The sequence below is a fragment of the Pseudonocardia cypriaca genome (assembly GCF_006717045.1).
Taxonomy (GTDB): Bacteria; Actinomycetota; Actinomycetes; order Mycobacteriales; family Pseudonocardiaceae; genus Pseudonocardia; species Pseudonocardia cypriaca.
The window spans coordinates 2,236,920-2,258,722 of record NZ_VFPH01000002.1 but is presented as its reverse complement, the minus strand read 5'-3'; the positions used below and the strand labels follow the sequence as shown (position 1 = coordinate 2,258,722).

Below are 21,803 nucleotides of genomic sequence, written 5' to 3'. Positions count from 1 at the left end.
CCCCGGGTGGCCGAGCCGATCGGGTATCGACGTGAGCAGCGCGGCCATGGGCGTTGCCGCCTTCGCGCTCATAGTTTCGGATCATGAAGAACGTCGCCCTGGAAGACACCTCGACGACCGGGATCACCCACCGTTCGGTCCAGGTGGGCGAGATCCGCATGCACATCGCCGAGGCGGGCTCGGGACCGCTCGTGGTGTTGCTGCACGGCTTCCCGGAAACCTGGTACTCCTGGCGCCACCAGCTCCTGGCATTGGCCGCGGCCGGATATCACGCCGTGGCCCCTGACCAGCGGGGCTACGGGCGAACCGAACTGCCGGACGCCGTCGAGGACTACACGATCCTGCACACCGTCGGCGACGTGATCCAGCTGGTCGACGTGCTCGGCGAGGAACGTGCCGTACTGGCCGGACATGACTGGGGCGGGGTCGTCACCTGGCACGCGGCGCTGATGCGGCCCGACGTGGTACGCGGGGTCGTGTCCTTGAGCACGCCGTTCCAGCCGCATGCCGACGGCGCTCACCTGGCCGGGCTACGCGCCGTCGCGGGTGCGGACTACGAGAACTACTACTCCGTCTACGTCCAGCGGCCGGGCGTCGCGGACGAGGAGCTCGGCGAGGACCCGCGCGCGACGGTACGCCGCGCGCTGTACGGGGCCTCCGGCGAGGGCTATCCGTGGAGTCCGATCGTCCCCGCGGGCGGCCACCTGCTCGACATCTGGCCGGAACCGGGCGAGCTGCCCGGCTGGCTCACCGAGCAGGACATCGACACCGTGGCCGAGGATTTCGCCCGCACCGGTTTCACCCCGGCCCTGAACTGGTTCCGCAACTTCGACCGCAACTGGGCGCTCACCAGCCCGTGGCACAACGCAGTCATCACGCAGCCCGCCCTCTACATCACCGGCGACCGGGACCTGGCCGCGAAGCTGCCGGGAGCTGCGGAGCTGATCGAGGGCCGTTCGGCGGCGGTGCCGCACGCACGCGAGGCGATCGTGCTGCCGGGCTGCGGCCATTGGATCCAGCAGGAGCGATCCGACGACGTCAGCCGAGCGATGATCAGCTTCGTGCGTTCCCTCGCGCCATGGCGGACATGATGACGTGAGGCGCCCGATGTCGATTCCCGCGTGACCCGTTCGTCGGTGGGCAGAACCACAACGAGACGCATGGAGGCGATCATGAACGACCAGTCACCCGGACCGGCCCTCCCGCCTGTCGTCGACAGGAAGGCCTGGCAGGAGGCGCGGGAAGCACTGCTCGCACGCGAGAAGGAGCACACCCGCGAAGGGGACGCGATCGCGGCGGCCCGGAGGCGGCTGCCGATGGTGGAGGTCGACGCCACCATCGAGGTCATCGGTCCCGACGGACCGGTCACGATCCTCGACGTCTTCGAAGGCCGGAAGCAGCTCATCGCTTACTTCCACGCCTGGTGGCCCGGCAGGCCCGCCGCGGAGCAGTGCGAGGGCTGCACGTTCTTCAACAGCCAGGTCCGCGAGCTGTCCTACATCCACTCCCGGGACGCGACGTACGCCGTGCTCTGCAAGGGCCCGTACGAGGAAAGCGTCCGCTACCGGGACTTCATGGGCCTGGAGATGCCGTGGTACTCGGTCGAGAAGACGGCGGCGCAACTCCTGGAGGGTCGCGACTGGCAGCGCCACCACCTCGTCTGCTACGTCCGCGACGGCGAGCGGGTGTTCGAGACGTACTACACCGGCGGTCGCGGCGTCGAGATCATGGCCCCCACCCACGGGCTGCTGGACATGACCGTCTACGGACGCCAGGAGGCGTGGGAGGACTCCCCGGACGGCTGGCCCCAGCCCTGGGGTGACGCCGAGAACCCCGAGGTCTGGCGTACGAACGGACGCCCCATCGCCCAGTGGTCCCGCATCGGAGCCGGCCGCTCCGACGAGCTGACCTGAAGCCCGGCTCGCCTTCACCAGGGGATCAGCCGAGCGGGGTGAGCAGGACGATCGGGATCTCGCGGTCGGTCTTCTGCGCGTACTCGTCGTAGAGCGGGAAGATCTCCACCATCTGGGCCCAGAGGGGTGCGCGCTCGGCCGAGGACGCGACGCGGGCGCGCGCGGTGAAGCGGCGAGTGCCGACCTGCACCCCGACGCCGGGGTCGGCCTCGAGGTTCATGAACCACGCCGGGTCCTCCTCGGCGCCGCCCTTGGAGGCGACGACGACGTAGTCGCCGCCCGAGGTGCCGTAGATCAGGCAGGTGCGGCGAGGCGTACCGGTCCGGCGTCCGGTCGTGGCGAGCACGAGGGTGTGCACGCCGTTGTTCTCGTGACCCTCGGTGCCGCCCGAGTCCAGGTACGTGCGGGTGTGCTCGGCGACCCAGTCCCACTGCGAGTCGGTGGCGCGGTCGAGGTCCTCTGCGACGGCCATGGCGGCTGTCCTTCCGGTAGGTGGCTGGTGCGGCATGCCGGCCGCATCCGCCCCTGGGACGGAGCCGCTACGCCGGTCTCGACATCCCGGCCACGTCTTTCGTCGAGCAATCTCCGGTTCCCCACCGCGGACGCCGATGTCGGCGCGGCGCAGCGGGTCCTGGTCTTGCAACACGCGTTGGCATAATGTCGGTAGATGCCGTTCACGAACCGCTCCCTCGCCGCGCGTGAGGCGATCCTCAGTGCAGCACGTGCTCGGTTCACCGAGCAGGGCTACGACCGGACCACCATCCGGCAGGTGGCCACGGACGCCAACATCGACCCGTCGATGGTGATGCGCTACTACGGCAGCAAGGACGGGTTGTTCGCGGCAGCCGTGGACGTCGACCTCAAGCTGCCCGAGCTCGGCGCGATCCCGCGCGAAGAGGTCGGCGGGGTGCTCGCGAACCACTTCGTGACGATGTGGCGCAACGACCGCAACGGTCCTCTCAGCATCCTGCTGCGCTCGGCGGTCACGCACGAGGAGGCGGCCGAGCGGCTCCGCGCCGTGTTCGCCGATCAGGTGACCGTGATGGTCCGCCGGCTCCTGGGAGACGGGGCCGAGGCGGAACTGCGGGCCGGGTTGCTGAGCACGCACCTGCTGGGGATCGCGCTGACCCGGTTCATCCTCGCGCTGCCCCCGGTCGCGAGCCTTGACGACGAGGACCTGGTCGCGATCACCGCGGAGTACGTCGACCGGGTCCTCAACGGGCCGCTGCCCGTCGGAACCGCGGCATCCGGCGGGGGGCGCGAACAGCGCGTCCGCCGCTCGTGACCCTGTCGGAGCGGAAGGACGTCGGCAGTCAGGTCCGGAGGGCCGTCTTCCCGGCGGATGTGCTCGGGCGCCGCGCAGCCTTGTCCCGCTTCAGCCGGGCGGCCGGCTTGTAGACGCTGAGCGCGATGTTGACCAGCAGCAGAACCGCTGCGCCCGCGGGCAACATCGCCAGTTCGAGCTGTTCTGCGGTGCTGATGGGTGCCCCGGCCGTCGCGAGGTCGGCGGCCTCGTGGAGGTGAGGTGCGAGGCCGAACGAGGCGAGTGCGGCCAGTGCCGCGGTGATGACGAGCTTGATGGCGACCCACCAGAACCGGAACAGTCCCCATCGGGACAGGGTCGCGAGTGCGATGCCGCTGGCCAGCGCGACGAGGGCGAGCGGGATGACGATCGCCGTCTCGGCGAGGTAGGCGGCGCGGTAGGCCGTGAGGGCGTCGGCTCCGCCGAGCGTGGACGTCGTGAGGGTCGCGACGGAAACCAGACCGCCGAAGGCGCCGACACTCCCGGCGATGTGGATCGTCAGGAGGAACTTGCGCCACCGAGGTGTGAGCCGGCTGCTGTTGACCACGACACGAATGGTGGTCGTGCATGCGGTGCGTGTCGTCGACCGCCGGAAGCGTCTTCTACCGCTCGGCCTGGGGTAGGTGCCCGGTCGATGTCCGCCGGTGGGAGTACATCGCGCGCAGGACGCCCGGGTCGGTGCAGCTCGCTTAGGCTGCCGGGATGGCCTCAGCGAGCCGGTACCAGTTCGATGCAGCGCTCGCGGTTGCGATTGCCGCAGGCGTACTGGCAGCGGGGCTCCTCGGCGGGGTGGACGACGCGGCACCCGCTCCGCTCGACCTGGTACTGCTCGTCCTCGCGCCGCTGGCATTGGTGTTCCGCCGGCGCGTCCCCAGGGCGGTGCTGCTCGTGGCGGCGGGGTGCGGCCTCGCCTACAGCCTGCGGGTCCATCCCGACCCGGTCGCGACGGTCGCTGCGCTGGTGGCGCTCTACACGGCCACGAAGGCTGCGCACCGGATGCTCGCAATCGTCGTCGCGCTCCCGCTCGCGGCCCAGACGGTGATCCACGAACTGATGAGCGCAGCGGGCTCGCGCACAGCATTCCAGGACGCGATCCAGGAGGCGATACTGCCGGTCGGTTGGTTCGTCGCCGCGATCGTCGGCGGAGAGGTGGCCCGCCAACGCTGCGCCTACCTGCATGAAGCGGAGCAGCGGGTGGCCGAGGCGGAGCGCACCCGCGAGGAGCTCGCCGTGCGCCGGGCCGGGGAGGAGCGGCTGCGGATCGCGCGTGAGCTGCACGATTCCCTCACCCACAGCATCTCGGTCATCAAGCTGCAGGCCGGTGTTGCGATCCACCTCGCCCGCAAACGCGGAGAGGCGGTGTCCGACGCGTTGCTCGCCATCCAGAGCGCCAGTTCCGACGCCACGCGCGAGCTGCGGGAGACCCTCGAGGTGCTGCGGACCGACCAGTCCGGTCCGAGCAGCCTGGACCGGCTGCCCGACCTGCTCGCACGGGCCCGCTCGACGGGGCTTCGCGTCGACCTCAACGTCACGGGCCGGTCGCGGCTGCTCCCGGCGGAGGTCGATCGTGCCGCCTACCGGATCGTGCAGGAGTCGCTGACCAACATCACGCGCCACGCCGGGCCGGCGAGCGCGGCGGTGACGCTCGACTACGGCGCGAAGGTTCTGACGGTCCGGGTCGAGGACGACGGCGTCGCCACCGTTGACGAACTACCGGTGCCCGGCGTCGGGCTGAGCGGGATGCGGGAGCGGGTCGCCGCGCTCGGCGGACGACTGACAGCCCGTCCCGCTACCGGTGGCGGCTTCGCCGTGCGCGCCGATCTCCCCGCGGAGATCCGGTGATCGACGTTCTCCTGGCCGACGACCAACCGCTCATCCGCGGCGGGTTCAGGGCCCTCCTCGATGCCGAACCGGACATCCGCGTCGTCGGTGAGGCCGCCAACGGACGCGAGGCCATCGAGCTCGCGCTGCGCCACCGTCCCGATGTCGCCCTCGTCGACATCCAGATGCCGGTGCTGGACGGGATGGCGACGACCCGGTGCATCGCCGCGCACGCCGAGCTCGCCGATCTCCACGTCGTGATCCTCACCAACTACGGGTTCGACGAGTGCGTCTTCGAGACGTTGCGCGCGGGCGCCAGCGGCTATCTGGTCAAGGACATCGAACCGGAGGATCTGCTCCACGCGGTGCGCGTGGTCGCGAAGGGCGACACGCTCCTCGCGCCGACCATCACCCGCAAACTCATCGCCGAGTACGTCCGTCGTCCGCCGCCCGCCCACACGTCGTCGACGCTCGACGTGCTCACGAACCGGGAGCGGGAAGTCGTGGCCCACGTCGCGAGAGGCCTGTCCAACGACGAGATCGGCAGCGTCATGAGCATCAGTCCGACGACGGCGAAGACCCACGTCAGCAGGGCCATGACCAAGCTGGGCGCACGAGACCGAGCCCAGCTCGTCGTGCTCGCCTACGAGTCCGGACTGGTCCTTCCCCGAAGGCACGACTGACCGGCGGAGCCCCGGATGGTGGTCAGGCGGCCAGGTCGGCGTAGCGGCCGTGCCGGGCGATGAGGTTGTCGTGGCTGCCCGACTCGACGATCCTGCCGTGGTCGATCACGACGATCTGGTCGGCGGTGCGCACCGTGGAGAGCCGGTGGGCGATGGTGATCGTCGTCCGGCCGCGGCTGAGCTCGTCGAGCGCACGCTGCACGGCACGTTCGGTGTGGGTGTCGAGCGCGCTGGTGGCCTCGTCGAGAACCAGCACCCGGGGGTCGCGCAGCAGGGTCCGGGCGATCGCGATGCGTTGCTTCTCCCCGCCTGAGAAGCGGTGGCCGCGGGAGCCGACGACCGTGTCGTAGCCGTCCGGCAGGCTCGCGATCAGATCGTGGATCTGCGCGGCGCGCGCGGCTGCCTCGATGTCGATGTCCGTGGCGTCGGGCCGGGCGTAGCGCAGGTTCTCGCGGATGGTGGTGTGCAGCAGGTAGGTCTCCTGGCTGACGACGCCGACGATGCGCGCGAGGTCTGCCAGGCGCATGTCCCGCAGGTCGATGCCGTCGATCGTGATGCGGCCGGCGTCGGGGTCGTGGAGCCGCGCGATCAGGGCGGCGAGCGTGCTCTTGCCCGAACCGGTCTCACCCACCAGCGCGAGGGTTGAGCCCGGGGGCACGTCCAGGGTGATCCCGGCGATGGCGGCGGCGTCGCTGCCGGGATAGGTGAAGGTGACGTCCTCGACGCGGACGTGTCCCTCGACGCGCGCCGGGTCGATGTCCACGGGTGCGGCCGGGTCGTCGACCTCGACCAGCAGGTCGAGGTACTCGAAGATCCGTGCGAACAGCGCGAGCGAGCTGACCAGCGACACGCCGACGTCGAGCAGGCCGATGATCGGCCGGAACAGCCCGGCCTGCAGGGCGGTGAAGGCGACGAGCGTGCCGATCGTCATCGTCCCGGCGGTGAACGGCAGGCCTGCGCTGAGGTAGATGATCGCCGGGATCGCGGCGAAGACGAGGCTGGTGGCGGCCATTCGCCAGCGCCCGGCGAGCTGGGCGCGCAGTTCGAGGTCGACGAGTCGCTCGGATGACGCCGTGAACCGCTCCACGAGTGCGGGGCCGGTGCCCATCGTCTTCGTGAGCTGCACGCCGCTGATCGACAGCCCCTCCTCGATGACGACGTTCAGGTCGGCCAGCTCGCGCTGCTGGGCCGCGGTGATGGCGCGCCGCATCCGCGCCACGCGCCGGGTCAGCCAGATCGACGGCGGCAGCACCAGCAGCGAGACCAGCGTCAGCTGCCAGCTCAGGGCGAGCATGGCGACCAGGGTCGCGACGACGGTGGTGAGGTTCGAGGCGAGCGAGGTGGCCGTCGAGGTGACGACGGTCTGCATGCCACCGATGTCGTTGGTGATCCGCGACTGCACCTCCCCGGTGCGGGTGCGGGTGAAGAAGGCGATCGACTGGCGTTGCAGGTGGGTGAAGACGTCGGTGCGCAGCCGGTGCATGACCTGCTGGCCGACGTTCGTCGAGATCCAGGCCTGGACCACACCCAGGGCAGCGGTCAGGGCGGCGACGGCGACCATCCCGATGACCAGCCACACCAGGAGATTCAGGTTCTGGTGCGGAAGGGCGTCGTCGATGACGGCGCGCAGCAGGAACGGCGACGCCATCGCGACGACGGACGACACGACGATGGTGGCGGTGACCGTGGCGATGGACCAGCGGTGCGGGATGAACAGCCGTGCGATCCGGCGCAGTGACACCTCGCGGGCCTGTGCCTTGTCCGCTGCGGTGACGGTGTGCCGGCCGGGACGGCTCAGCTTGTCGGTCTGGATGACGGGGCCCAAGTTCGGTACGTCCTTCCGTCGAGATTGCTGAGGTTACCTCAACGTGAGGGGACAACCGTAACCGTTGGTAGGATATTCCGGTGTCCGAGGAGCCGGAGGAGTCGCTCGCCGAGGCGTTCCGCGGGGTGACGCGGCAGCTGCGGCACCAGACCCAGCGCGCGCTGGCGCCGTGGGACGTCACCCCGGCGCAGGCTCGTGCGCTCGGAGTCCTCACCAAGCACGGGCCGATACGACTCGGCGCCCTCTCCGAGTACCTGCGCATCGCCCCGCGCTCCGCCACCGAGGTGGTCGACGCGCTGGAGGAGGCCCGGCTGGTCGAGCGCCGTCCCGACCCTGACGACCGTCGCGCCACACTCGTCGCCACCACCGACCGCGGCGACGAGGTGGCCGCTGGGATCCGCGCTGCGCGCGCCGCCGAGGCGGAGGAGTTCTTCGCCCGGCTGGACGAGGCCGATCGCACGTCCCTCGCCCGGATCCTGCGGGCGTTGCGGAGCTGAGGCCGGTTTCGGCCACCCGGGCGGTCCTGGGTCAGTCGGCGGCCCTGGAACCGCTCTCGCCGACGTCGGAGAGGTCGAGCAGGGGCACCGGCTTGCTGATCATGGTGACCACGGTCCCGTCGCCGTCCTGTCGGATGCGGACCTCCGCCATGCACTCGTGCACCGTCGTCAGCCCGTACCCGCGGCCGCCCGCCCGGTCCCGCCACCGGCCCTCGTCGCGCACGACCACGACGATCCGGCGGACGTTCTCGTCGACGACCAGGCGACCGGTGACGTCGACGTCCCCCGGTTCCCCTGCCGGGTAGGCGTGCTGGACGGCGTTGGTGCACGCCTCGCTGATCGCCAGCACCGCGTCGATCCGATCGGGCTCCGGCCACTGCAGGCTGCGGAGCCAGGCGGTGAGCCCCGCCCGGAAGAAGATCAACTGCACTGGGTCGGCCGCGAACCGGATCCGGTAGTAGCCCGTGGTCGCCGTCATCGGCCCAGCATGAGCAACTAGCGCGCGGGGCGCGACCGGGACCGCGTGAACCTCGCCCCTCTCATGGCTACGGCGTGAGGATCGGACGCAGGTCGTCGAGCTTGTCGAACAGGTGCCACACGTACGCGTCCGTGCCGTCCTCCCGATGCGCGTGCAGGTCGGCGAGGGCGGGATCGTTGCGGTAGCCGTCGAAGGCGTCCTTCGACTCCCACTCGACGATGATCATGACCTGCCTCGGCGTCAGGTCACCGGCGACGGTGTCGCGGAACCGGCCGAGCGCGACGACCTTGCCGCCGTGTGCCTGCACCTCGCGCGCGGAACGGCGGGAGTAGGCGAGGTACTCGTCGCGGTCGGCCACGTCGAACAGGTTGAGCGCGTAGACGGGGGAACCCATGGCTCCACTATCGCGTTGACCCGGCCCCTCGCCCCGATCCTCTCGGCGACGTGATGCCTGCCAGGTGCAGGTGGTCGAGTCCACGTGGTCGTTCCTGTTCGACGCCGACGCCGCCCAGGCCTTCCGCACGCGCGAGCAACTGCTGAAGGAGCTCGAGGACCCCGGCACCGTGCTCGCAGGCGGCCACTTCGCCGGCAACGTGTTCGGCCGGGTCCTGCCGCCCGCGTCCCGCCCGGCATGGGCCTCGATCGGGCGCGTCTGATCGCACCTCCGCATCACCGAGCGGACCAGTGCGCGCGGGCTCGCTCCGGCGGATGTCCCAATGCGCTGCGGCGGATCGGCCCATTGTGAGCCGTCCCGGTTCAGCTTTTCGCGAGCCGGGTATTCACGCAGAGCCTGGCAACTCAACGGGATCGCAATGCGAAGCGCGTCGGAGTCGAATTCCGTCGGCCCGCCGGCCTGCCCGACGCAGAGCGATTCCCACCGCTCGAGGGAGTGACCCAACGTGAGTGATCCATCACCTATCAATGCCATGGACATCAGCGGTTACATCCTCATGGGCACGAAAAGGCTGAACATCCGCATCACCCTCGAAGACACCGATACCGATCTCGACGATCAGGATCAGGACACCGCCGAGTTCGACGACGAGGAGGACGCGGAGTTCGACGAGGACGACCGCGACCAGGCCGACGACCAGGACGACCGCGACGAGGTCGCCGACCGCGACCAGGCCGGCGATCAGGACGACGCTGACCAGGACGACGCTGACCAGGACGACCGCGACCAGGACGACGGCGAGCGGGACGAGGGCGACGCCGAGGAGGACGCGGAGTTCGAGGAGGAGGACGACGCCGGGTTCGACGAGGAGGACGACGCCGAGCTCGAGGAAGAGGACGACGCCGAGCTCGGTGAAGGGGACGAGGCCGAGTACGACGAAGAGGACGACGGCGAGTACGACGAAGGGGACGAGGCCGAGTACGCCGAAGAGGACGGCGACGGGGCCGGCGACCAGGACGAGCAAGCGATCGACGACACCGAGGACTACGACGAGGGCGAGGACGAGGACCAGGACCAGGACGACCGGCCGGCCCAGCAGGCCAGTCTCCGCCACCTGCTCCGCCCTCGGGCCCGACGACGCCCGGAAGCCCACCGTGAGGAGAGCGGGGGACAGGACGGCGGAGGTCGCCCACGCCGGCCCTCCGAAGGGTCGGACCGCGAGGAGCCGTCACGGCAGGGACGGGCACGGCGGTCCGACGCCGCGCCACGGCGAGCCGACGAGGAACGGACCGGGCAGCCGGTCCGGCGGGCCGGCAATGATCGCTCCACTGCTCGCACCGGTAGGGAAGGCGCAGCCCGGCCGCGGCGGTGACCGCGACCGAGACGTTCCGTTGGTGCTCCGGCCCGCGTGGATCTTCTCGCGGCCACGGTCGGCTCCTGTGGACACCCATGATCAAGAAATCAGATGTCCTGGCATTCGGCGCAGATAGTTGCGCGATTTGGCTCAGTCTGATCCGCCCAAGCATGGCGATCTCTGCGCGCGGGTACTTGCCGCTGCGCACAGTGCGGAGGTGTCGATGGCCGAGCGCTCGACGGACCAGGAGCGTGATTTCGCGTTGGCGCGTGTCATCGCGATCGTCAATGACAAGGGTGGCGTCGGTAAGACGTCGATCGCCGCGAACCTCGGGGGGCAGTTCGCGGGCGCGGGTTACCGCTGCCTGCTCATCGATCTCAACCGGCAGGCGAACCTGGCCGACGATCTCGGCTACCGCGACTCGGACGCCGACGACCAGGGCGCAGGGCTGCTGAACAGCGTCCTCGCCGGCACGCCGCTCGTCCCCGCGTCGGACGTGCGTCCGAAGTTGGACGTGGTGTGCGGGGGAGCGCGGCTGGAAGACCTGACGCCCATCATGGTGTCGCGCCTGCAGCACCGCGGGCGTCGAGCGTTCCGGGTGCTCGGGGACGTGCTCGCCCCGATCGCGACCGACTACGAGGTCGTTTTCATCGACTGCCCGCCGGAGTCGACGATCCTGTCCGACCTGGCGCTGGCCGCGGCTCGCTGGGTGCTGATGCCGACGAAGTCCGATGTCGGTGGCCTCGTGGGCATGACCCTCGTCGCCGAGCGGTTCGCCCTCGCCCAGGAGATCAACCCGCGGCTGGGCCTGCTCGGGGTGGTGCTCTTCGGGACCGGCACGCGCTCGCGCGCGGTCCACGCCGAGGCCCGAGCGGCGATCGACAGGGCGTTCGGTGGCCACTCGCCGCGGTTCGAGACGACCATCCGGCACGCGGAGCGCACGGCTCAGGACGCACGTCGTCTCGGCAAGCTCGCCCACGAGCTCGAGCTCGAGGCGGCGGCCCAGCCTGCGTGGTGGGAGACGCTCCGGTCGGACGTCCGTACGCCACGGGTATCCGCCACCGCCGCGAGCGTCGCGGGCGACTACCGCGCACTCGGCGTGGAGGTGCTCACCGCGCTGCAGGCCGCCGAAGAGGCCGAGCGGACGGACTCTCCCGACGACACGGCTGCTCCCGACAGCACAGCTGCACCGGCATGACGTCGAGGGGCTCGCCTGCTCACAACGGCCACGACCGCAGGTCCGGGGCCGTCGACCTCTCGGCCGTCTTCGGTGCCGCGGCAGCTGCCTTGTCGCGGCGTCGCATCCGCAGGCGGCGCCCGAGGCCGACCCGGGTGCCCGAGCCGGTGGAACCGGAGATCATGGAGGACGACGTGCCAGACACGACGGGTCGTGAGGCGCAGGCGGCGCCCGCCGCCGCGCCGCGGCGACGGTTCGGCGTCGTGAAGGTCCGCGATCGCCAGCACGTCAGCCTGCTGCTACTCGCAGCGGCGACGGACGGCCCGGCCAACGGGTACGAGTTGATCGATCTCGTGCGCGAGCGCAGCGGCGGGCTGTTCGTGCTGTCCCTGCGCCCTGTCATCCACGAACTGCACCGGCTCGTGAACAACCGGCTGATGCAGGTGACCGGGCACGAAGGGGCTCGCCGCTACTCGTTGACCCCGCTCGGGGAACGGGTCCTCGCGACTCGAAGGCGGGAGTGGGAGGCGTTCTCCCACGGGCTCGACAGCGTGCTCGACGCATCCGGCGACCTCGACCGCCGCGGTACCGCCCGCGTGAGCCCGGCGCGCGCGAAGGGAGGCGTCGCCGCTCCGCGCTGACAGGAACAAGTTCTTTCCTCCGTTCAGGGGGACCTGGCGCGGCATTCGGGGCAAGCGGCCCCGGAAGTCGGAGCGCCGCGATTCAGCCCAGCGGCCAGTGGCTATCCCGGTGGTGGGCACGCGGAGGAGCTGATGGCGGATGAGGGTGCTCCGGTCAATTGCGGCGGTTCTGATCTGGCTCGTCGCTTCCCTGCTTCTCGTCGTGTCGATCGTTCTGTTCGTCACGATCCTGCTGCTGCCCGTCGGCATATTCCTGGGGTTCCTCTCGCTCCGCCTGTATGCGATGGGTTTCGGCCTGCTGCTCCCGCGGTCGCGCGACATCCAGAAGGGGGTCCGCAAGCAGGCTCGCAGGTGGTGGCGGAAGAGCCCGCTGCCCGAGCTGTCCCCGAAACGGGCCAGACGCCGAGCCCGCAAGATCATGCGGCTCGGCCGGTAAGGGCCCTCTCGTCTGCTCCGAACGGCCTAAATTTCTGACGATCCGGTGATAGCGGAGTGTGCGTTGACCTCGTTGGGTAGTCGCTTGCAGCGGCCATCGGGGGCGCACATTGCAAAGATGGCGAAACGGTCGAGCGATCGACAACCGAAAGAGGAGATCCAGTGAAGTGTGGGGCACGAGTGGCCCTCGGCGTCGCCGGCGGCTATTTACTCGGACGAACCAAGAAGATGAAGCTCGCATTGATGCTGGGTGGGATGGCTGCGGGCAGGCGTGCCGGAGGACCGGGTGAGCTCCTGAACCGAGGCACCAAGCTCCTCGAGACCTCACCCGAGCTGTCGCGGCTCGTGGGCGACGTGCGAGGGCGGCTCCTGGAGGCGGGCAAGGGCGCTGCCCTGGCGGTGGCCGCCCGTCAGGTCGAGGCGCTCACCGACCGGGTCGGCAAGCGGGTGGAGTCCCTCGGCAGCGCAGGCGCGCCGCGGCGCGGCAAGGCCGAGGAGGAGCCCGAGCCCGAGCCCGAGCCCGACCGGTACGCCGAGGACGAGTACGCCCAGGACGGGAGCAGCCAGGAGGAGGACGCCGGCTCGGCGGCCGAGCGGGACGAGGAGCCGGTCGAGGAGGAAGCGCCGCCGCCACGCCGTCGGCCCCGCGCCCCGGCCAAGGCCACCGCCGCACGCAGCGGCGGAAAGGGCGCCTCCACGTCCGCGACCGTCCGGCGCACCGCGTCCGGCGCGGGCAAGGCAGCAGGTCGCAACCCCACGCGGGCTGCTCGCACCCGACGGAGCAACGGCGATGGCTGAGGCGAAGGAACGCACCGGCATCGCCGACGCCCTGCCGACGGACGCGCTCAAGGACGCTGGGCAGCGGCTGCTGGGTCTCGTGGTGCAGAGCGCGGCCGAGAACGCGACGGCGCGCATCAACGGCCTGTCCGACCGCCTCACCAGCGTGGCCGAGAACCCCGGGCAGGGAATCGGAACGGTCTTCGGCCGGCAGCGCGACGAGGCCGAGGACAGCGATGACGATGGCGACGACGAGTCGCGTCCCGGGCTGTTGAAGCGAGGCTTCTCCGCCCTCAAGGAGAAGATCGGCAACGTCTTCGGCGGCGGTGGCTCGGGTGGCCAGGGCAAGAAGCTCAAGGTCACGGTCATCAGCGAGAACCAGGACGTCGGGCTGCCCCTGCGCACGACCTACAACCTGTGGACCCAGTTCGCCGACTTCCCGACCTTCATGAAGAAGGTCGAGAGCGTCGAGCAGGCCTCGGACGAGAAGACGAACTGGAAGGCGCAGGTCTTCCTGTCGCACCGCACCTGGGAGGCGACGATCGTCGAGCAGGTGCCGGACTCGCACATCGTCTGGCGGTCCAAGGGTGCGAAGGGGCACGTCGACGGCGCGGTGACCTTCACCGAGCTCGGCCCCAACCTCACCCGCGTGATGCTGGTCCTCGAGTACCACCCGCAAGGGTTGTTCGAGCGCACCGGGAACCTCTGGCGCGCGCAGGGCAGGCGTGCCCGCCTCGAGTTCCAGCACTTCCGCCGGCACGCGATGTCCAACGTCCTGCTCCACCAGGAGGAGGTCGAGGGCTGGCGAGGCGAGATCCACGACAGCGAGGTGGTGAAGACCCACGAGGAGGCCCTGGAGGAGGAGCAGCGCGCCCAGGAGCAGGAGGAGACCGGCGAGGAGCAGACGGCGGAGGACACCGGCGAGGGCGCCGAGGAGGAGCCCTACGACGAGCAGCCCGCCGAAGAGGAGCCGGCCGAGGGCGAGCCGTACGACGAGGACGGGGCCTACGACGAGGAGGACGAGTACGCCGACGAGGAGGAGCCGAGCGACGAGGACTTCCTCGAGGACGAGTACGCCGACGAGGAACAGGAACCGGCCGAGGACGCCGAGCCGGACACCGGGGCCGACGAGGCCAGGGAGCCGGTGGCGGCTTCGAGATCACGACGGGAGCGATGACGGATGACGGTGGCGACACAGCGCCAGAACGGTGGGTACGTAGAGCGCGGCGGCGGCGGCGGTGGTTCGAGCAGCCTTGCCGACGTCGTCGAGCTCATCCTCGACAGAGGCCTGGTCATCGACGTGTTCGTTCGCGTGTCCCTGGTCGGGATCGAGATCCTCACCGTCGATGCCCGGATCGTCGTGGCGAGCGTGGACACGTTCCTGCGCTTCGCCGAGGCGACGAACCGCCTCGACCTCTACGGCAAGGGCAAGGGCGGCAAGGACCTGCCGGAGCTGATGGAGGGCATCACCGAGAGCGGCTCGAAGGGGAAGACCTCCGGGGCCCTCGACGCCGCCGTCGACAAGGTGGGCGACATGCTCGGCAGCGGGCGTGAGGAACGCACCGAGGAACGTGCCGAGCGGGAGGAAGCACCGCGCAGGCGGCCCGCCCGGCAGCGTGCCCGGGAGCGCGAGGAATGAGCGCGACGTACGTCTACGGCCTCGTGGGCGCCGACACGGACCTCCCCGACGACCTCAAGGGTCTCGGCCCGTCAGGTCGGGTCACGACGGTCACGCACGGCAAGGTCGCTGCGATCGTCAGCGACGTTCCGGTCGACCGCCCGCTCGGCACCCGCGACGACCTGCTCGCACACGAGGCGGTGGTCGACACGGTGGCGGCGACCACCGCCGTCCTCCCCATGCGGTTCCCGGCGGTCGTCGAGGAGAAGGGCGTGGTGGAGGAGCTCCTCGGCCCGCACCACGACCGTTTCGTCGCCGTGCTCGGCGAGCTGGAGGGCCGGGTGCAGTTCACGCTCAAGGGCCGCTACGAGCAGGAGCCCGTGCTGCGGGAGGTGATCGAGGCCGATCCGGAGATACGGGCACTGCAGGAGAAGGTTCGGGACCTGCCCGAGGACGCCTCCTACTACGACCGCGTCCGGCTTGGCGAGCTCATCGTCGCGGCTCTGGAGGAGCGGCGGGACGATGAGTCCGCGCAGATGTTGCGGCGGCTGGAACCGTTCGCGGCAGGGACCGTGGCCAACCAGCCGGGCCAACCGGACGACGTGGTCAACGCGGCTTTCCTGGTGGAGCGGGAGCGCGCAGCGGAGTTCGAGAGCGCGGTGGAGGACCTGGGCCGTGACCTCGCCGGTAGGGTGCGGCTGCGGCTGCTCGGGCCACTGGCGCCCTACGACTTCGTCCCGGAGGAGTAGTGGGTCTGCTGACCGGTCTGCTCGGCCTGCCACTGGCGCCCGTCCGGGGCGTCGTGTGGCTGGCCGAGCAGATCCGCGACCAGGCCGAGGAGCAGTACTACGACCCGGTCCGCATCCGCGCCCAGCTGGATCGGGTCGACGAGGCCCGCCGCACCGGCGAGCTGTCCGAGCAGGAGTGCGCCGAGCTCGAGAACGAGCTGTTGCAGCGGCTGATGGTCCGTCGGGGTTCGTCCGGCGGGTTCGGAGGCGATCGTGGCTGATGACGAGCAGACGACACCGCGCCGCAGGCGGCGCGCACGCACGAACGACAGCGACCCCGAGCAGGAGAAGCGAGCTGCGCGGGACGAGGGCGGCGAGCAGGAACCCGACGAGCGGGAACCCGACGAGCAGCAATCCGACGAGCAGGAACCCGCTGCCGACGCCGACGCCCGCCCCGACGACGGTGACCAGGAGGAGAGCGCAGTTCCCGCCGCGGCGGCGGCGCGCCGGGCCGCGCAGCACGTCGCGGACTTCACCGGCAGGCGTCCCGAGAACGTCATCTCGATCGAGCGGCGTGACGGTGACTGGCAGGTCGGCGTGGAGGTGGTCGAGACGCACCGCATCCCGGACACCACCGACGTCCTCGCCATCTACGAGGTGAGGCTCGACCGCGGCGGCAGGTTGCTCTCGTACCGGCGCACCCGCCGGTACGCGCGGGGACAGCTCGACAAGGAGTGCCGATGACGTCCGGTGGACTGTCCACACCCAACCGCGCCCGCCCGCCGGAACACCGCCAGGAGTCCACGAACCTGGCCGACATCCTCGAGCGCGTGCTGGACAAGGGGATCGTGATCGCCGGGGACATCCGGGTGAACCTGCTCGACATCGAGCTGCTGACGATCAAGATCCGGTTGCTGGTCGCGTCGGTCGACAAGGCGCGGGAGATCGGCATCGACTGGTGGGAGCACGACCCGACGCTGAGCGTCGGCCAGCGGGACCTGGCCGAGGAGAACAAGGCGCTTCGGGAGCGGGTCGCGGCGCTGGAGGCCGGTCGCCCGGCGGAGAACGACGGTGCCCGGCGGGACGGTGAGGATGGCTGACACCCTCGTCTACCTCTACGCGGTCACGGACGCCGCCGACGCTCAGGACCCCGCGACCACCGGCGTGGAGGGGGCGCCGGTGCGTCGCATCGTCTCCGACGGCCTCGCCGCGGTGGTGAGCTCGGTCGACGCCGTCCGGTTCGGTGAGGAGGCGCTGCGGCGCAACCTCGAGGACCTGCAGTGGCTGGAGAAGGCCGCTCGCGCGCACCACGAGGTGGTCGCATCGCTCGCGCGATCCGGGCCGGTCGCCCCCGTGCGGCTGGCGACGGTCTACCTCGACGACCACAACGTCCGCGCACTCCTGCACGAACGCGCCACGGCCTTGCACGAAGCTCTCGACCGGATCCGCGGACGCGTCGAGTGGGGCGTGAAGGCCTACGTGGCGCCCACCGACGATGCCGGCGTCCAGGAGGACGCAGGCGACGGCGCCAAGCCCGGGACGTCCTACCTCATGCGCCGGAGGGCCGAACGCGACCGCGCGGCCGGCGGGCTCCGGGCCGCCACCGACGCGGCGGAGGCGCTGCACCGGGAGGTCTCCGACCTCGCCGTCGCGAGCCGCCGCTACGAACCCCAGGACCCGCGGCTGTCCGGGCACCGCGAGGCGATGGTGCTCAACGCCGCGTACCTCGTCGACGAGGCCGATGCGGCAGCCATGCGACGGCTCGTCGAGGACCGCGAGGTACGGACGCTGCGGCTGGAGCTGACCGGCCCGTGGGCCCCGTACTCGTTCGCAACGCTGGAGGAACCGTGACGGCCGTGGCCGAGCGCGAGGTCGCGCTGGTCGACCTGCTGGACCGGCTGCTGGCCGGCGGCGTCGTGATCAGCGGGGACATCACGATCTCGCTGGCCGATGTCGATCTGGTGCACGTCTCGCTCCGCGCCCTGATCAGCTCCGTCCAGACCCTGGTGGAACCGTGACCGGCGTCCCGGAGCGGCTCGAGCTCGACCCGGACTCAGTCGGGCGCGACCTCGGCAGGCTCGTCCTCACCATCGTCGAGCTCGTCCGCCAGCTGATGGAACGGCAGGCGATCCGGCGGGTCGAGGCCGGTGACCTGCCGGACGAGACCGTCGAGCGGCTCGGGCTCGGCCTCATGCGTCTGGACGAGGCGATGGCCGAGCTGCGGGAGCACTTCGGGCTGCGCGCCGAGGACCTCAACATCGACCTCGGCCCCCTGGGGAGTCTGCTGCCCCGACAGCACGATCAATGACCCCTGAACAGCAGTGCGTCCGGGCCGGACACGACCCGGACGCACTGCAGGATCGTCAGCCCCTCATGCCGAACCGGGACCGGCGCCTCCCGTAGACACCCGCCACCAGAGCCACGCCGATGGCCGCGACCACCACCTGCACGATCAGCTCCAGCCAGTCGATCCCGTTGGTCACCGTCGGGACGCCGAGCGCCCTGGCGATGCCGGTGCCGATGAACGCCGCCACGATGCCGATCACGATCGTGAGCCAGATCGGAATGTGCTGCCGGCCGGGTACGACCAGTCGGCCCAGCGCACCGACGACGATTCCGACGAGTAGCGCGCTGATGATGCCGGTGATGGTCATTTTTCCTCCAACCACCAACTGCCCGAATGATGTCCCGGAATACCCTGTCCGGAACGGATCCAAGCGCCCTGGGCCCACATTCGCCGAGCTCGTCGCGGTGATGCTCATCCCCTGCGGGTATCCGCCGTGCGTCAGGTCTCGACGCTCCAAGGAGGAGTTGTGAGTACGAAGGTCGAGAAGACGATCGACGTCGCAGTCCCGGTACCGACGGCCTACAACCAGTGGACCCAGTTCGAGGACTTCCCGAAGTTCATGGGTGGTGTGCAGGAAGTGCGGCAGCTCAACGACCGGACGCTGCACTGGGTCGCCAAGATCGGAGGGGTGCAGCGGGAGTGGGACGCCACCATTCTCGAGCAGACCCCGGACCAGAAGATCGCCTGGGCCGCGACCACCGGGGCGACGAACGCCGGCGCCGTGTACTTCGAGCCACTGGGTCCGGACCGGACGGCGGTTCGGCTGAGCCTGGAGTACGAACCCGAGGGGCTGGTTGAGAAGACCGGTGACTTCCTGAATGTCGTCTCGAGGCAGGCGGAGAAGGATCTCGAGAAGTTCAAGGAGTTCATCGAGAGCCGGGACGCCGAAACAGGATCGTGGCGCGGCTCGGTGAACGAGCCCGGCTCCGCCGGGACCCCCGGAGTCGAGGACGCATCGACGAGCAGGGGAGACAGCGGCAAGCCCGAGGGCTGATCACCTGCGCGGGCGCGGCCGTACAGTGCGCAGGTGAGCACGTCGTGGTTGGTTCGCGCCGCCGGGGTCGCTCGGGGGATGCGATGAGCAGGTTGGCCGAGGTCGACCTCTCCGTCGGGATGTCGAAGGGTGAGGAGGCGGCCCGGCTGAAGGCCGCGTCGCGGCGCCTGCTGCACCTGCGCCTGGTGCTGGGTGGGCAGATCGGCGAGCCCCGGCTCGGGCCGCCGCTGTGCGTCGTCTTCGAGGGCTGGGACGCGTCGGGGAAGGGCGGGGCCATCAAGCGCCTGGTCGCCCCGCTCGACCCCCGCCACGTCCGCGTGGCGCAGTTCGCCGCGCCCACCCACGACGAGAAGCGCCACCACTTCCTCTGGCGGTTCTGGCCCGTGCTGCCGGGCTGGGGAGGCATGGCCGTGCTTGACCGCTCGTGGTACGGCCGCGTGCTCGTGGAGCGGGTCGAGCAGTTCGCCACCGAGGAGCAGTGGTCGCGCGCCTACGAGGAGATCGTGCAGTTCGAACGGACCCTCGCCGCCGAGGGGATGATCCTCGTCAAGTTCTGGATGCACGTCTCCGACGAGGAGCAGCTGCGCCGGTTCCGCCGTCGCGCGGACGACCCGCTCAAGTCGTGGAAGCTCACCGACGAGGACTGGCGCAACCGCGAGAAGCGCCCGGCGTACGAGGCGGCCGTCGAGGACATGCTCGAGCGCACCGACCACCCCATGAGCAGGTGGCACGTGATCGCGGGCGACGACAAGCGCCACGCTCGGGTGGCGGTCGTCGAGACGGTGTCCCGGATCGTGGAGGCGGAGCTGACCGAGCGCGGCTACGACCTCGCCGACGTGCCGGACGCGACGTAGCGGCGGCCCCCTACGGGTTCCGCCCGGTGTCGTGCGTGTCTGCGTCGTCGTCGGTGCGGTTGCGCTCGTCGAACTCGACCGTGATCGACTGGGCGTCCTTGTACTGCTGCGCACTGGCGTACGAGGTGTAGCTGCGGCGGTCGGCGCCGGTGAGCTCGACGTCCTCGACGAACGGGGTGAGCAGCGAGCGCGGCCACAGCCCCCTGGCCAGCACCACGTTCAGCTCGGCCGCGAGCACGACGATGACCGCCTCGAGGTAGATCCAGGCCATCAGCCCGAGCACGATCCCGAACAGCCCGTAGACCTGGCTGGAGCCCAGCAGCCCGGTGCGCACGAAGAAGGCGCCCGTCGTCAGCAGCACCTGGAAGGCGAGCGCGGCGAGGATGGCGCCGGGGAGGATCTCGCGGACGCTCACCCGTCGCGAGGTGAGCGCGCGGAACGCGAGCAGCATCAGCAGGCAGTTGGCGGCCATCGAGACCGCGACGGCCGCCACCCGCAGCCCGAGGTCCAGGTGCGCGCCGATTTCCCCGGCCCCCGCGGCCAGACCGGACAGGACGGTGGTCACGAGCACACCGACACCGAAGAGCAGGAGCAGCAGCATGCTGCGCAGGCGGGCTCGGATCGGATCGGGCCTGCGGTTCATCGGAACGCCCCAGACCTGGTTGAGCGCGTTCTGGATGGCCACGGCCACCCCGAGCGCGCCGTAGAGGGCGACGAGGATCCCGACCGCGAGGCCTGCGCCGGACCCGCGCAGCGGCTGCGCGTTGTCGGTGAGCTGGTCGCCGATGATCGGGAACTGGGCCAGCGCGCTGTCGACGAGCTGCTGCTGCAGCGTCTCGTTGCCGGGAAGCGCGAACCCGAGCACGGTGGAGAAGATCAGCAGCAACGGGAAGAGGGAGAGGAACCCGTAGTAGGTGATGAGGGCGGCGAGGTACCCGCCCTGGTCGTCGGCGAACTTGTACACCACCGCGATCGGCACCCCGAGCCACCGGTGCCCGCGCTGGTACTCGTCGAGCCGCCCGATCGCTTCCACAGCAGTGACATACCCCCGCCACCCTGCAACAGGCTGGTCCGCTCGGGTTCCTCGACAACCGCCGCGGGTACCCGTCCGGCACCGTTCGGAGGTGGAGCATGAGCGAGCACCCGGCAGGCCGCGAGACCAGCCCCGACGCAGCTGGATCCCCGCTGCCGGCGCAGGAGGAGGACGGCCCCGAGCGCGCAGACGGTCCGGGTGAGACCGTCGGCGCGTCCGACGCCGCGGCGGACGCCGCGCGCAGCGGTGCCGACGTCGACGTGCCCGACGACGTGCGGACGGACTCCGACCCCGTTCCCGTGGGCGATGACGACGCGGATGCCGACGCGCGCCGGTCGGGCGGGCACCGCTGACGGCAGACGGTGGTCGACGGTGGTCATCCCGCCGTCGTGGCGAGACCTTCCCGGATCCAGACCACCGCGATCCACGCCTCGCGGACGCGCCAGCCCGCGGATGTCCGCACGGCCTCCCATGTCACTCGCACGCTGCCGGTGCGGAACGGCGGCTCGCCCTCGCGGTAGAAGTACGTGAGCTGGTTGGCCGAGGCATTCGCCCGGTCTCCGTCGACGTCCACCACCACGCCGGTGGGCAGGTGCTGGGTGCGCACACCGTCCACGTGGGACCCGTGCAGGAAGGCTTTGACCTCCTCGATGCCGCGGAGCTCCCCGCCCTGTGGCGAGTGCACCACCACGTCGTCGGTGTAGATCGTGCCGATGTCGTCGTAGCGGGCCTCGTCCAGCAGGTCGGCGAAGCGGGCGAACAGGCTGGAGACCTCGATGTGCTCGTGGGACACGACGCCCTCATATCGTTGGCTTGACCAATGTTGGTGCGGCCAACTGTACGGCACCGCCCACGTCGGGTCCGGCCGCGCACGCCGTGTCCGGCGGCGCGGCCGGTCGACGGGTCGGGTTCCGTGCGCTACCGCCGGAAC

32 protein-coding genes are annotated in these 21,803 nt (G+C 70.5%); 24 read left to right on the top strand and 8 right to left on the bottom strand.

Annotated elements, in window-relative coordinates:
• Positions 1-83 precede the first annotated feature (83 nt).
• Together FB388_RS28325 and FB388_RS28320 are read left to right on the top strand one after the other, a co-directional pair.
• Complete coding sequence (locus tag FB388_RS28325; RefSeq protein WP_142105169.1) at positions 84-1,091, top strand: alpha/beta fold hydrolase; 1,008 nt, start codon at positions 84-86, stop codon at positions 1,089-1,091.
• Positions 1,092-1,172: 81 nt separating this feature from the next.
• Positions 1,173-1,913, top strand: a complete 741-nt coding sequence (locus tag FB388_RS28320; RefSeq protein ID WP_142105168.1) for a DUF899 family protein — start codon at positions 1,173-1,175, stop codon at positions 1,911-1,913.
• Between the two features lie 25 nt (positions 1,914-1,938).
• Here FB388_RS28320 and FB388_RS28315 read toward each other — a convergent pair whose 3' ends face one another.
• A complete protein-coding gene (locus FB388_RS28315) occupies positions 1,939-2,385 on the bottom strand; it encodes a nitroreductase family deazaflavin-dependent oxidoreductase (RefSeq protein ID WP_142105167.1) in 447 nt (148 codons plus the stop codon).
• Positions 2,386-2,580: 195 nt separating this feature from the next.
• Here FB388_RS28315 and FB388_RS28310 point away from each other — a divergent pair, with 195 nt between their 5' ends.
• The gene (locus FB388_RS28310) at positions 2,581-3,198 is read left to right on the top strand and encodes a TetR/AcrR family transcriptional regulator (protein ID WP_142105166.1); all 618 of its coding nucleotides are present in this window, start codon (positions 2,581-2,583) and stop codon (positions 3,196-3,198) included.
• Positions 3,199-3,226: 28 nt separating this feature from the next.
• Here FB388_RS28310 and FB388_RS28305 read toward each other — a convergent pair whose 3' ends face one another.
• The gene (locus tag FB388_RS28305; RefSeq protein ID WP_142105165.1) at positions 3,227-3,763 is read right to left on the bottom strand and encodes a hypothetical protein; all 537 of its coding nucleotides are present in this window, start codon (positions 3,761-3,763) and stop codon (positions 3,227-3,229) included.
• A gap of 155 nt (positions 3,764-3,918) precedes the next feature.
• Between FB388_RS28305 and FB388_RS28300 the strand changes: the two genes are divergently transcribed.
• Entirely contained in the window at positions 3,919-5,058 is a 1,140-nt protein-coding gene (locus FB388_RS28300; protein WP_142105164.1) for a sensor histidine kinase, read from the top strand.
• Entirely contained in the window at positions 5,055-5,720 is a 666-nt protein-coding gene (locus FB388_RS28295) for a response regulator (protein WP_142105163.1), read from the top strand. Before FB388_RS28300 ends, FB388_RS28295 begins: the two co-directional genes overlap by 4 nt.
• A gap of 22 nt (positions 5,721-5,742) precedes the next feature.
• Here the strand turns inward: FB388_RS28295 and FB388_RS28290 are convergent, their stop codons facing one another.
• The gene (locus tag FB388_RS28290) at positions 5,743-7,545 is read right to left on the bottom strand and encodes an ABC transporter ATP-binding protein (RefSeq protein ID WP_246122466.1); all 1,803 of its coding nucleotides are present in this window, start codon (positions 7,543-7,545) and stop codon (positions 5,743-5,745) included.
• An 80-nt stretch (positions 7,546-7,625) separates the two neighbouring features.
• Between FB388_RS28290 and FB388_RS28285 the strand changes: the two genes are divergently transcribed.
• Positions 7,626-8,042 carry a MarR family winged helix-turn-helix transcriptional regulator gene (locus FB388_RS28285; protein ID WP_142105162.1) on the top strand — a complete coding sequence of 139 codons (417 nt, stop codon included), beginning with the start codon at positions 7,626-7,628 and terminating at the stop codon, positions 8,040-8,042.
• Between the two features lie 31 nt (positions 8,043-8,073).
• Here FB388_RS28285 and FB388_RS28280 read toward each other — a convergent pair whose 3' ends face one another.
• Positions 8,074-8,520, bottom strand: coding sequence for an ATP-binding protein (locus FB388_RS28280; protein WP_142105161.1), 447 nt, complete (start codon positions 8,518-8,520; stop codon positions 8,074-8,076).
• A 67-nt stretch (positions 8,521-8,587) separates the two neighbouring features.
• The gene (locus tag FB388_RS28275) at positions 8,588-8,914 is read right to left on the bottom strand and encodes a DUF1330 domain-containing protein (protein ID WP_142105160.1); all 327 of its coding nucleotides are present in this window, start codon (positions 8,912-8,914) and stop codon (positions 8,588-8,590) included.
• Between the two features lie 64 nt (positions 8,915-8,978).
• Between FB388_RS28275 and FB388_RS28270 the strand changes: the two genes are divergently transcribed.
• From FB388_RS28270 to FB388_RS28200, 15 genes are all read left to right on the top strand, one after another.
• A complete protein-coding gene (locus FB388_RS28270; RefSeq protein WP_142105159.1) occupies positions 8,979-9,176 on the top strand; it encodes a hypothetical protein in 198 nt (65 codons plus the stop codon).
• A 270-nt stretch (positions 9,177-9,446) separates the two neighbouring features.
• Complete coding sequence (locus tag FB388_RS39655) at positions 9,447-10,286, top strand: hypothetical protein (RefSeq protein ID WP_211362250.1); 840 nt, start codon at positions 9,447-9,449, stop codon at positions 10,284-10,286.
• Between the two features lie 205 nt (positions 10,287-10,491).
• Positions 10,492-11,466, top strand: coding sequence for a ParA family protein (locus FB388_RS28260; protein ID WP_142105158.1), 975 nt, complete (start codon positions 10,492-10,494; stop codon positions 11,464-11,466).
• 173 nt (positions 11,467-11,639) lie between these two features.
• Positions 11,640-12,086: a PadR family transcriptional regulator gene (locus tag FB388_RS28255; protein WP_142105157.1), complete on the top strand. Its 447-nt coding sequence runs from the start codon at positions 11,640-11,642 to the stop codon at positions 12,084-12,086.
• A 139-nt stretch (positions 12,087-12,225) separates the two neighbouring features.
• A complete protein-coding gene (locus tag FB388_RS28250; protein WP_142105156.1) occupies positions 12,226-12,522 on the top strand; it encodes a hypothetical protein in 297 nt (98 codons plus the stop codon).
• Positions 12,523-12,749: 227 nt separating this feature from the next.
• The gene (locus FB388_RS28245; protein ID WP_142105155.1) at positions 12,750-13,319 is read left to right on the top strand and encodes a hypothetical protein; all 570 of its coding nucleotides are present in this window, start codon (positions 12,750-12,752) and stop codon (positions 13,317-13,319) included.
• On the top strand, positions 13,312-14,475 hold the full coding sequence (locus FB388_RS28240; protein WP_142105154.1) for an SRPBCC family protein: 1,164 nt from the start codon (positions 13,312-13,314) through the stop codon (positions 14,473-14,475). The genes FB388_RS28245 and FB388_RS28240 overlap by 8 nt, the downstream gene beginning before the upstream one ends.
• A 3-nt stretch (positions 14,476-14,478) precedes the next feature.
• Positions 14,479-14,937, top strand: a complete 459-nt coding sequence (gene gvpJ, locus FB388_RS28235) for a gas vesicle protein GvpJ (RefSeq protein ID WP_142105153.1) — start codon at positions 14,479-14,481, stop codon at positions 14,935-14,937.
• Entirely contained in the window at positions 14,934-15,665 is a 732-nt protein-coding gene (locus FB388_RS28230; RefSeq protein ID WP_142105152.1) for a GvpL/GvpF family gas vesicle protein, read from the top strand. Before gvpJ ends, FB388_RS28230 begins: the two co-directional genes overlap by 4 nt.
• A complete protein-coding gene (locus FB388_RS28225; protein ID WP_142105151.1) occupies positions 15,665-15,925 on the top strand; it encodes a gas vesicle protein GvpG in 261 nt (86 codons plus the stop codon). Before FB388_RS28230 ends, FB388_RS28225 begins: the two co-directional genes overlap by 1 nt.
• On the top strand, positions 15,918-16,388 hold the full coding sequence (gene gvpO / locus FB388_RS28220; protein WP_211362249.1) for a gas vesicle protein GvpO: 471 nt from the start codon (positions 15,918-15,920) through the stop codon (positions 16,386-16,388). The genes FB388_RS28225 and gvpO overlap by 8 nt, the downstream gene beginning before the upstream one ends.
• On the top strand, positions 16,385-16,744 hold the full coding sequence (locus FB388_RS28215; protein ID WP_142105149.1) for a gas vesicle protein: 360 nt from the start codon (positions 16,385-16,387) through the stop codon (positions 16,742-16,744). The genes gvpO and FB388_RS28215 overlap by 4 nt, the downstream gene beginning before the upstream one ends.
• Positions 16,737-17,495: a GvpL/GvpF family gas vesicle protein gene (locus FB388_RS28210; RefSeq protein WP_142105148.1), complete on the top strand. Its 759-nt coding sequence runs from the start codon at positions 16,737-16,739 to the stop codon at positions 17,493-17,495. Before FB388_RS28215 ends, FB388_RS28210 begins: the two co-directional genes overlap by 8 nt.
• The gene (locus FB388_RS28205) at positions 17,492-17,662 is read left to right on the top strand and encodes a gas vesicle protein (RefSeq protein ID WP_211362248.1); all 171 of its coding nucleotides are present in this window, start codon (positions 17,492-17,494) and stop codon (positions 17,660-17,662) included. Before FB388_RS28210 ends, FB388_RS28205 begins: the two co-directional genes overlap by 4 nt.
• Entirely contained in the window at positions 17,659-17,952 is a 294-nt protein-coding gene (locus FB388_RS28200; RefSeq protein WP_142105146.1) for a gas vesicle protein K, read from the top strand. The genes FB388_RS28205 and FB388_RS28200 overlap by 4 nt, the downstream gene beginning before the upstream one ends.
• A gap of 55 nt (positions 17,953-18,007) precedes the next feature.
• On the opposite strand, the gene FB388_RS28195 is transcribed toward FB388_RS28200, so the two are convergent.
• Positions 18,008-18,298 carry a GlsB/YeaQ/YmgE family stress response membrane protein gene (locus FB388_RS28195; RefSeq protein ID WP_142106347.1) on the bottom strand — a complete coding sequence of 97 codons (291 nt, stop codon included), beginning with the start codon at positions 18,296-18,298 and terminating at the stop codon, positions 18,008-18,010.
• A gap of 126 nt (positions 18,299-18,424) precedes the next feature.
• Here FB388_RS28195 and FB388_RS28190 point away from each other — a divergent pair, with 126 nt between their 5' ends.
• Both FB388_RS28190 and FB388_RS28185 read left to right on the top strand, forming a co-directional pair.
• Positions 18,425-18,985, top strand: coding sequence for an SRPBCC family protein (locus FB388_RS28190; protein ID WP_246122465.1), 561 nt, complete (start codon positions 18,425-18,427; stop codon positions 18,983-18,985).
• Between the two features lie 83 nt (positions 18,986-19,068).
• Positions 19,069-19,839, top strand: coding sequence for a polyphosphate kinase 2 family protein (locus tag FB388_RS28185; protein ID WP_142105145.1), 771 nt, complete (start codon positions 19,069-19,071; stop codon positions 19,837-19,839).
• A gap of 10 nt (positions 19,840-19,849) precedes the next feature.
• Here FB388_RS28185 and FB388_RS28180 read toward each other — a convergent pair whose 3' ends face one another.
• Positions 19,850-20,872 (bottom strand): YihY/virulence factor BrkB family protein, encoded by a 1,023-nt coding sequence (locus tag FB388_RS28180; RefSeq protein ID WP_142105144.1) that lies wholly within the window; start codon positions 20,870-20,872, stop codon positions 19,850-19,852.
• 98 nt (positions 20,873-20,970) lie between these two features.
• On the opposite strand from FB388_RS28180, the gene FB388_RS28175 reads away from it, so the two are divergent.
• Positions 20,971-21,225 carry a hypothetical protein gene (locus FB388_RS28175; protein ID WP_211362247.1) on the top strand — a complete coding sequence of 85 codons (255 nt, stop codon included), beginning with the start codon at positions 20,971-20,973 and terminating at the stop codon, positions 21,223-21,225.
• 23 nt (positions 21,226-21,248) lie between these two features.
• Here FB388_RS28175 and FB388_RS28170 read toward each other — a convergent pair whose 3' ends face one another.
• Entirely contained in the window at positions 21,249-21,665 is a 417-nt protein-coding gene (locus tag FB388_RS28170) for a nuclear transport factor 2 family protein (protein WP_142105143.1), read from the bottom strand.
• Positions 21,666-21,803: the final 138 nt, after the last annotated feature.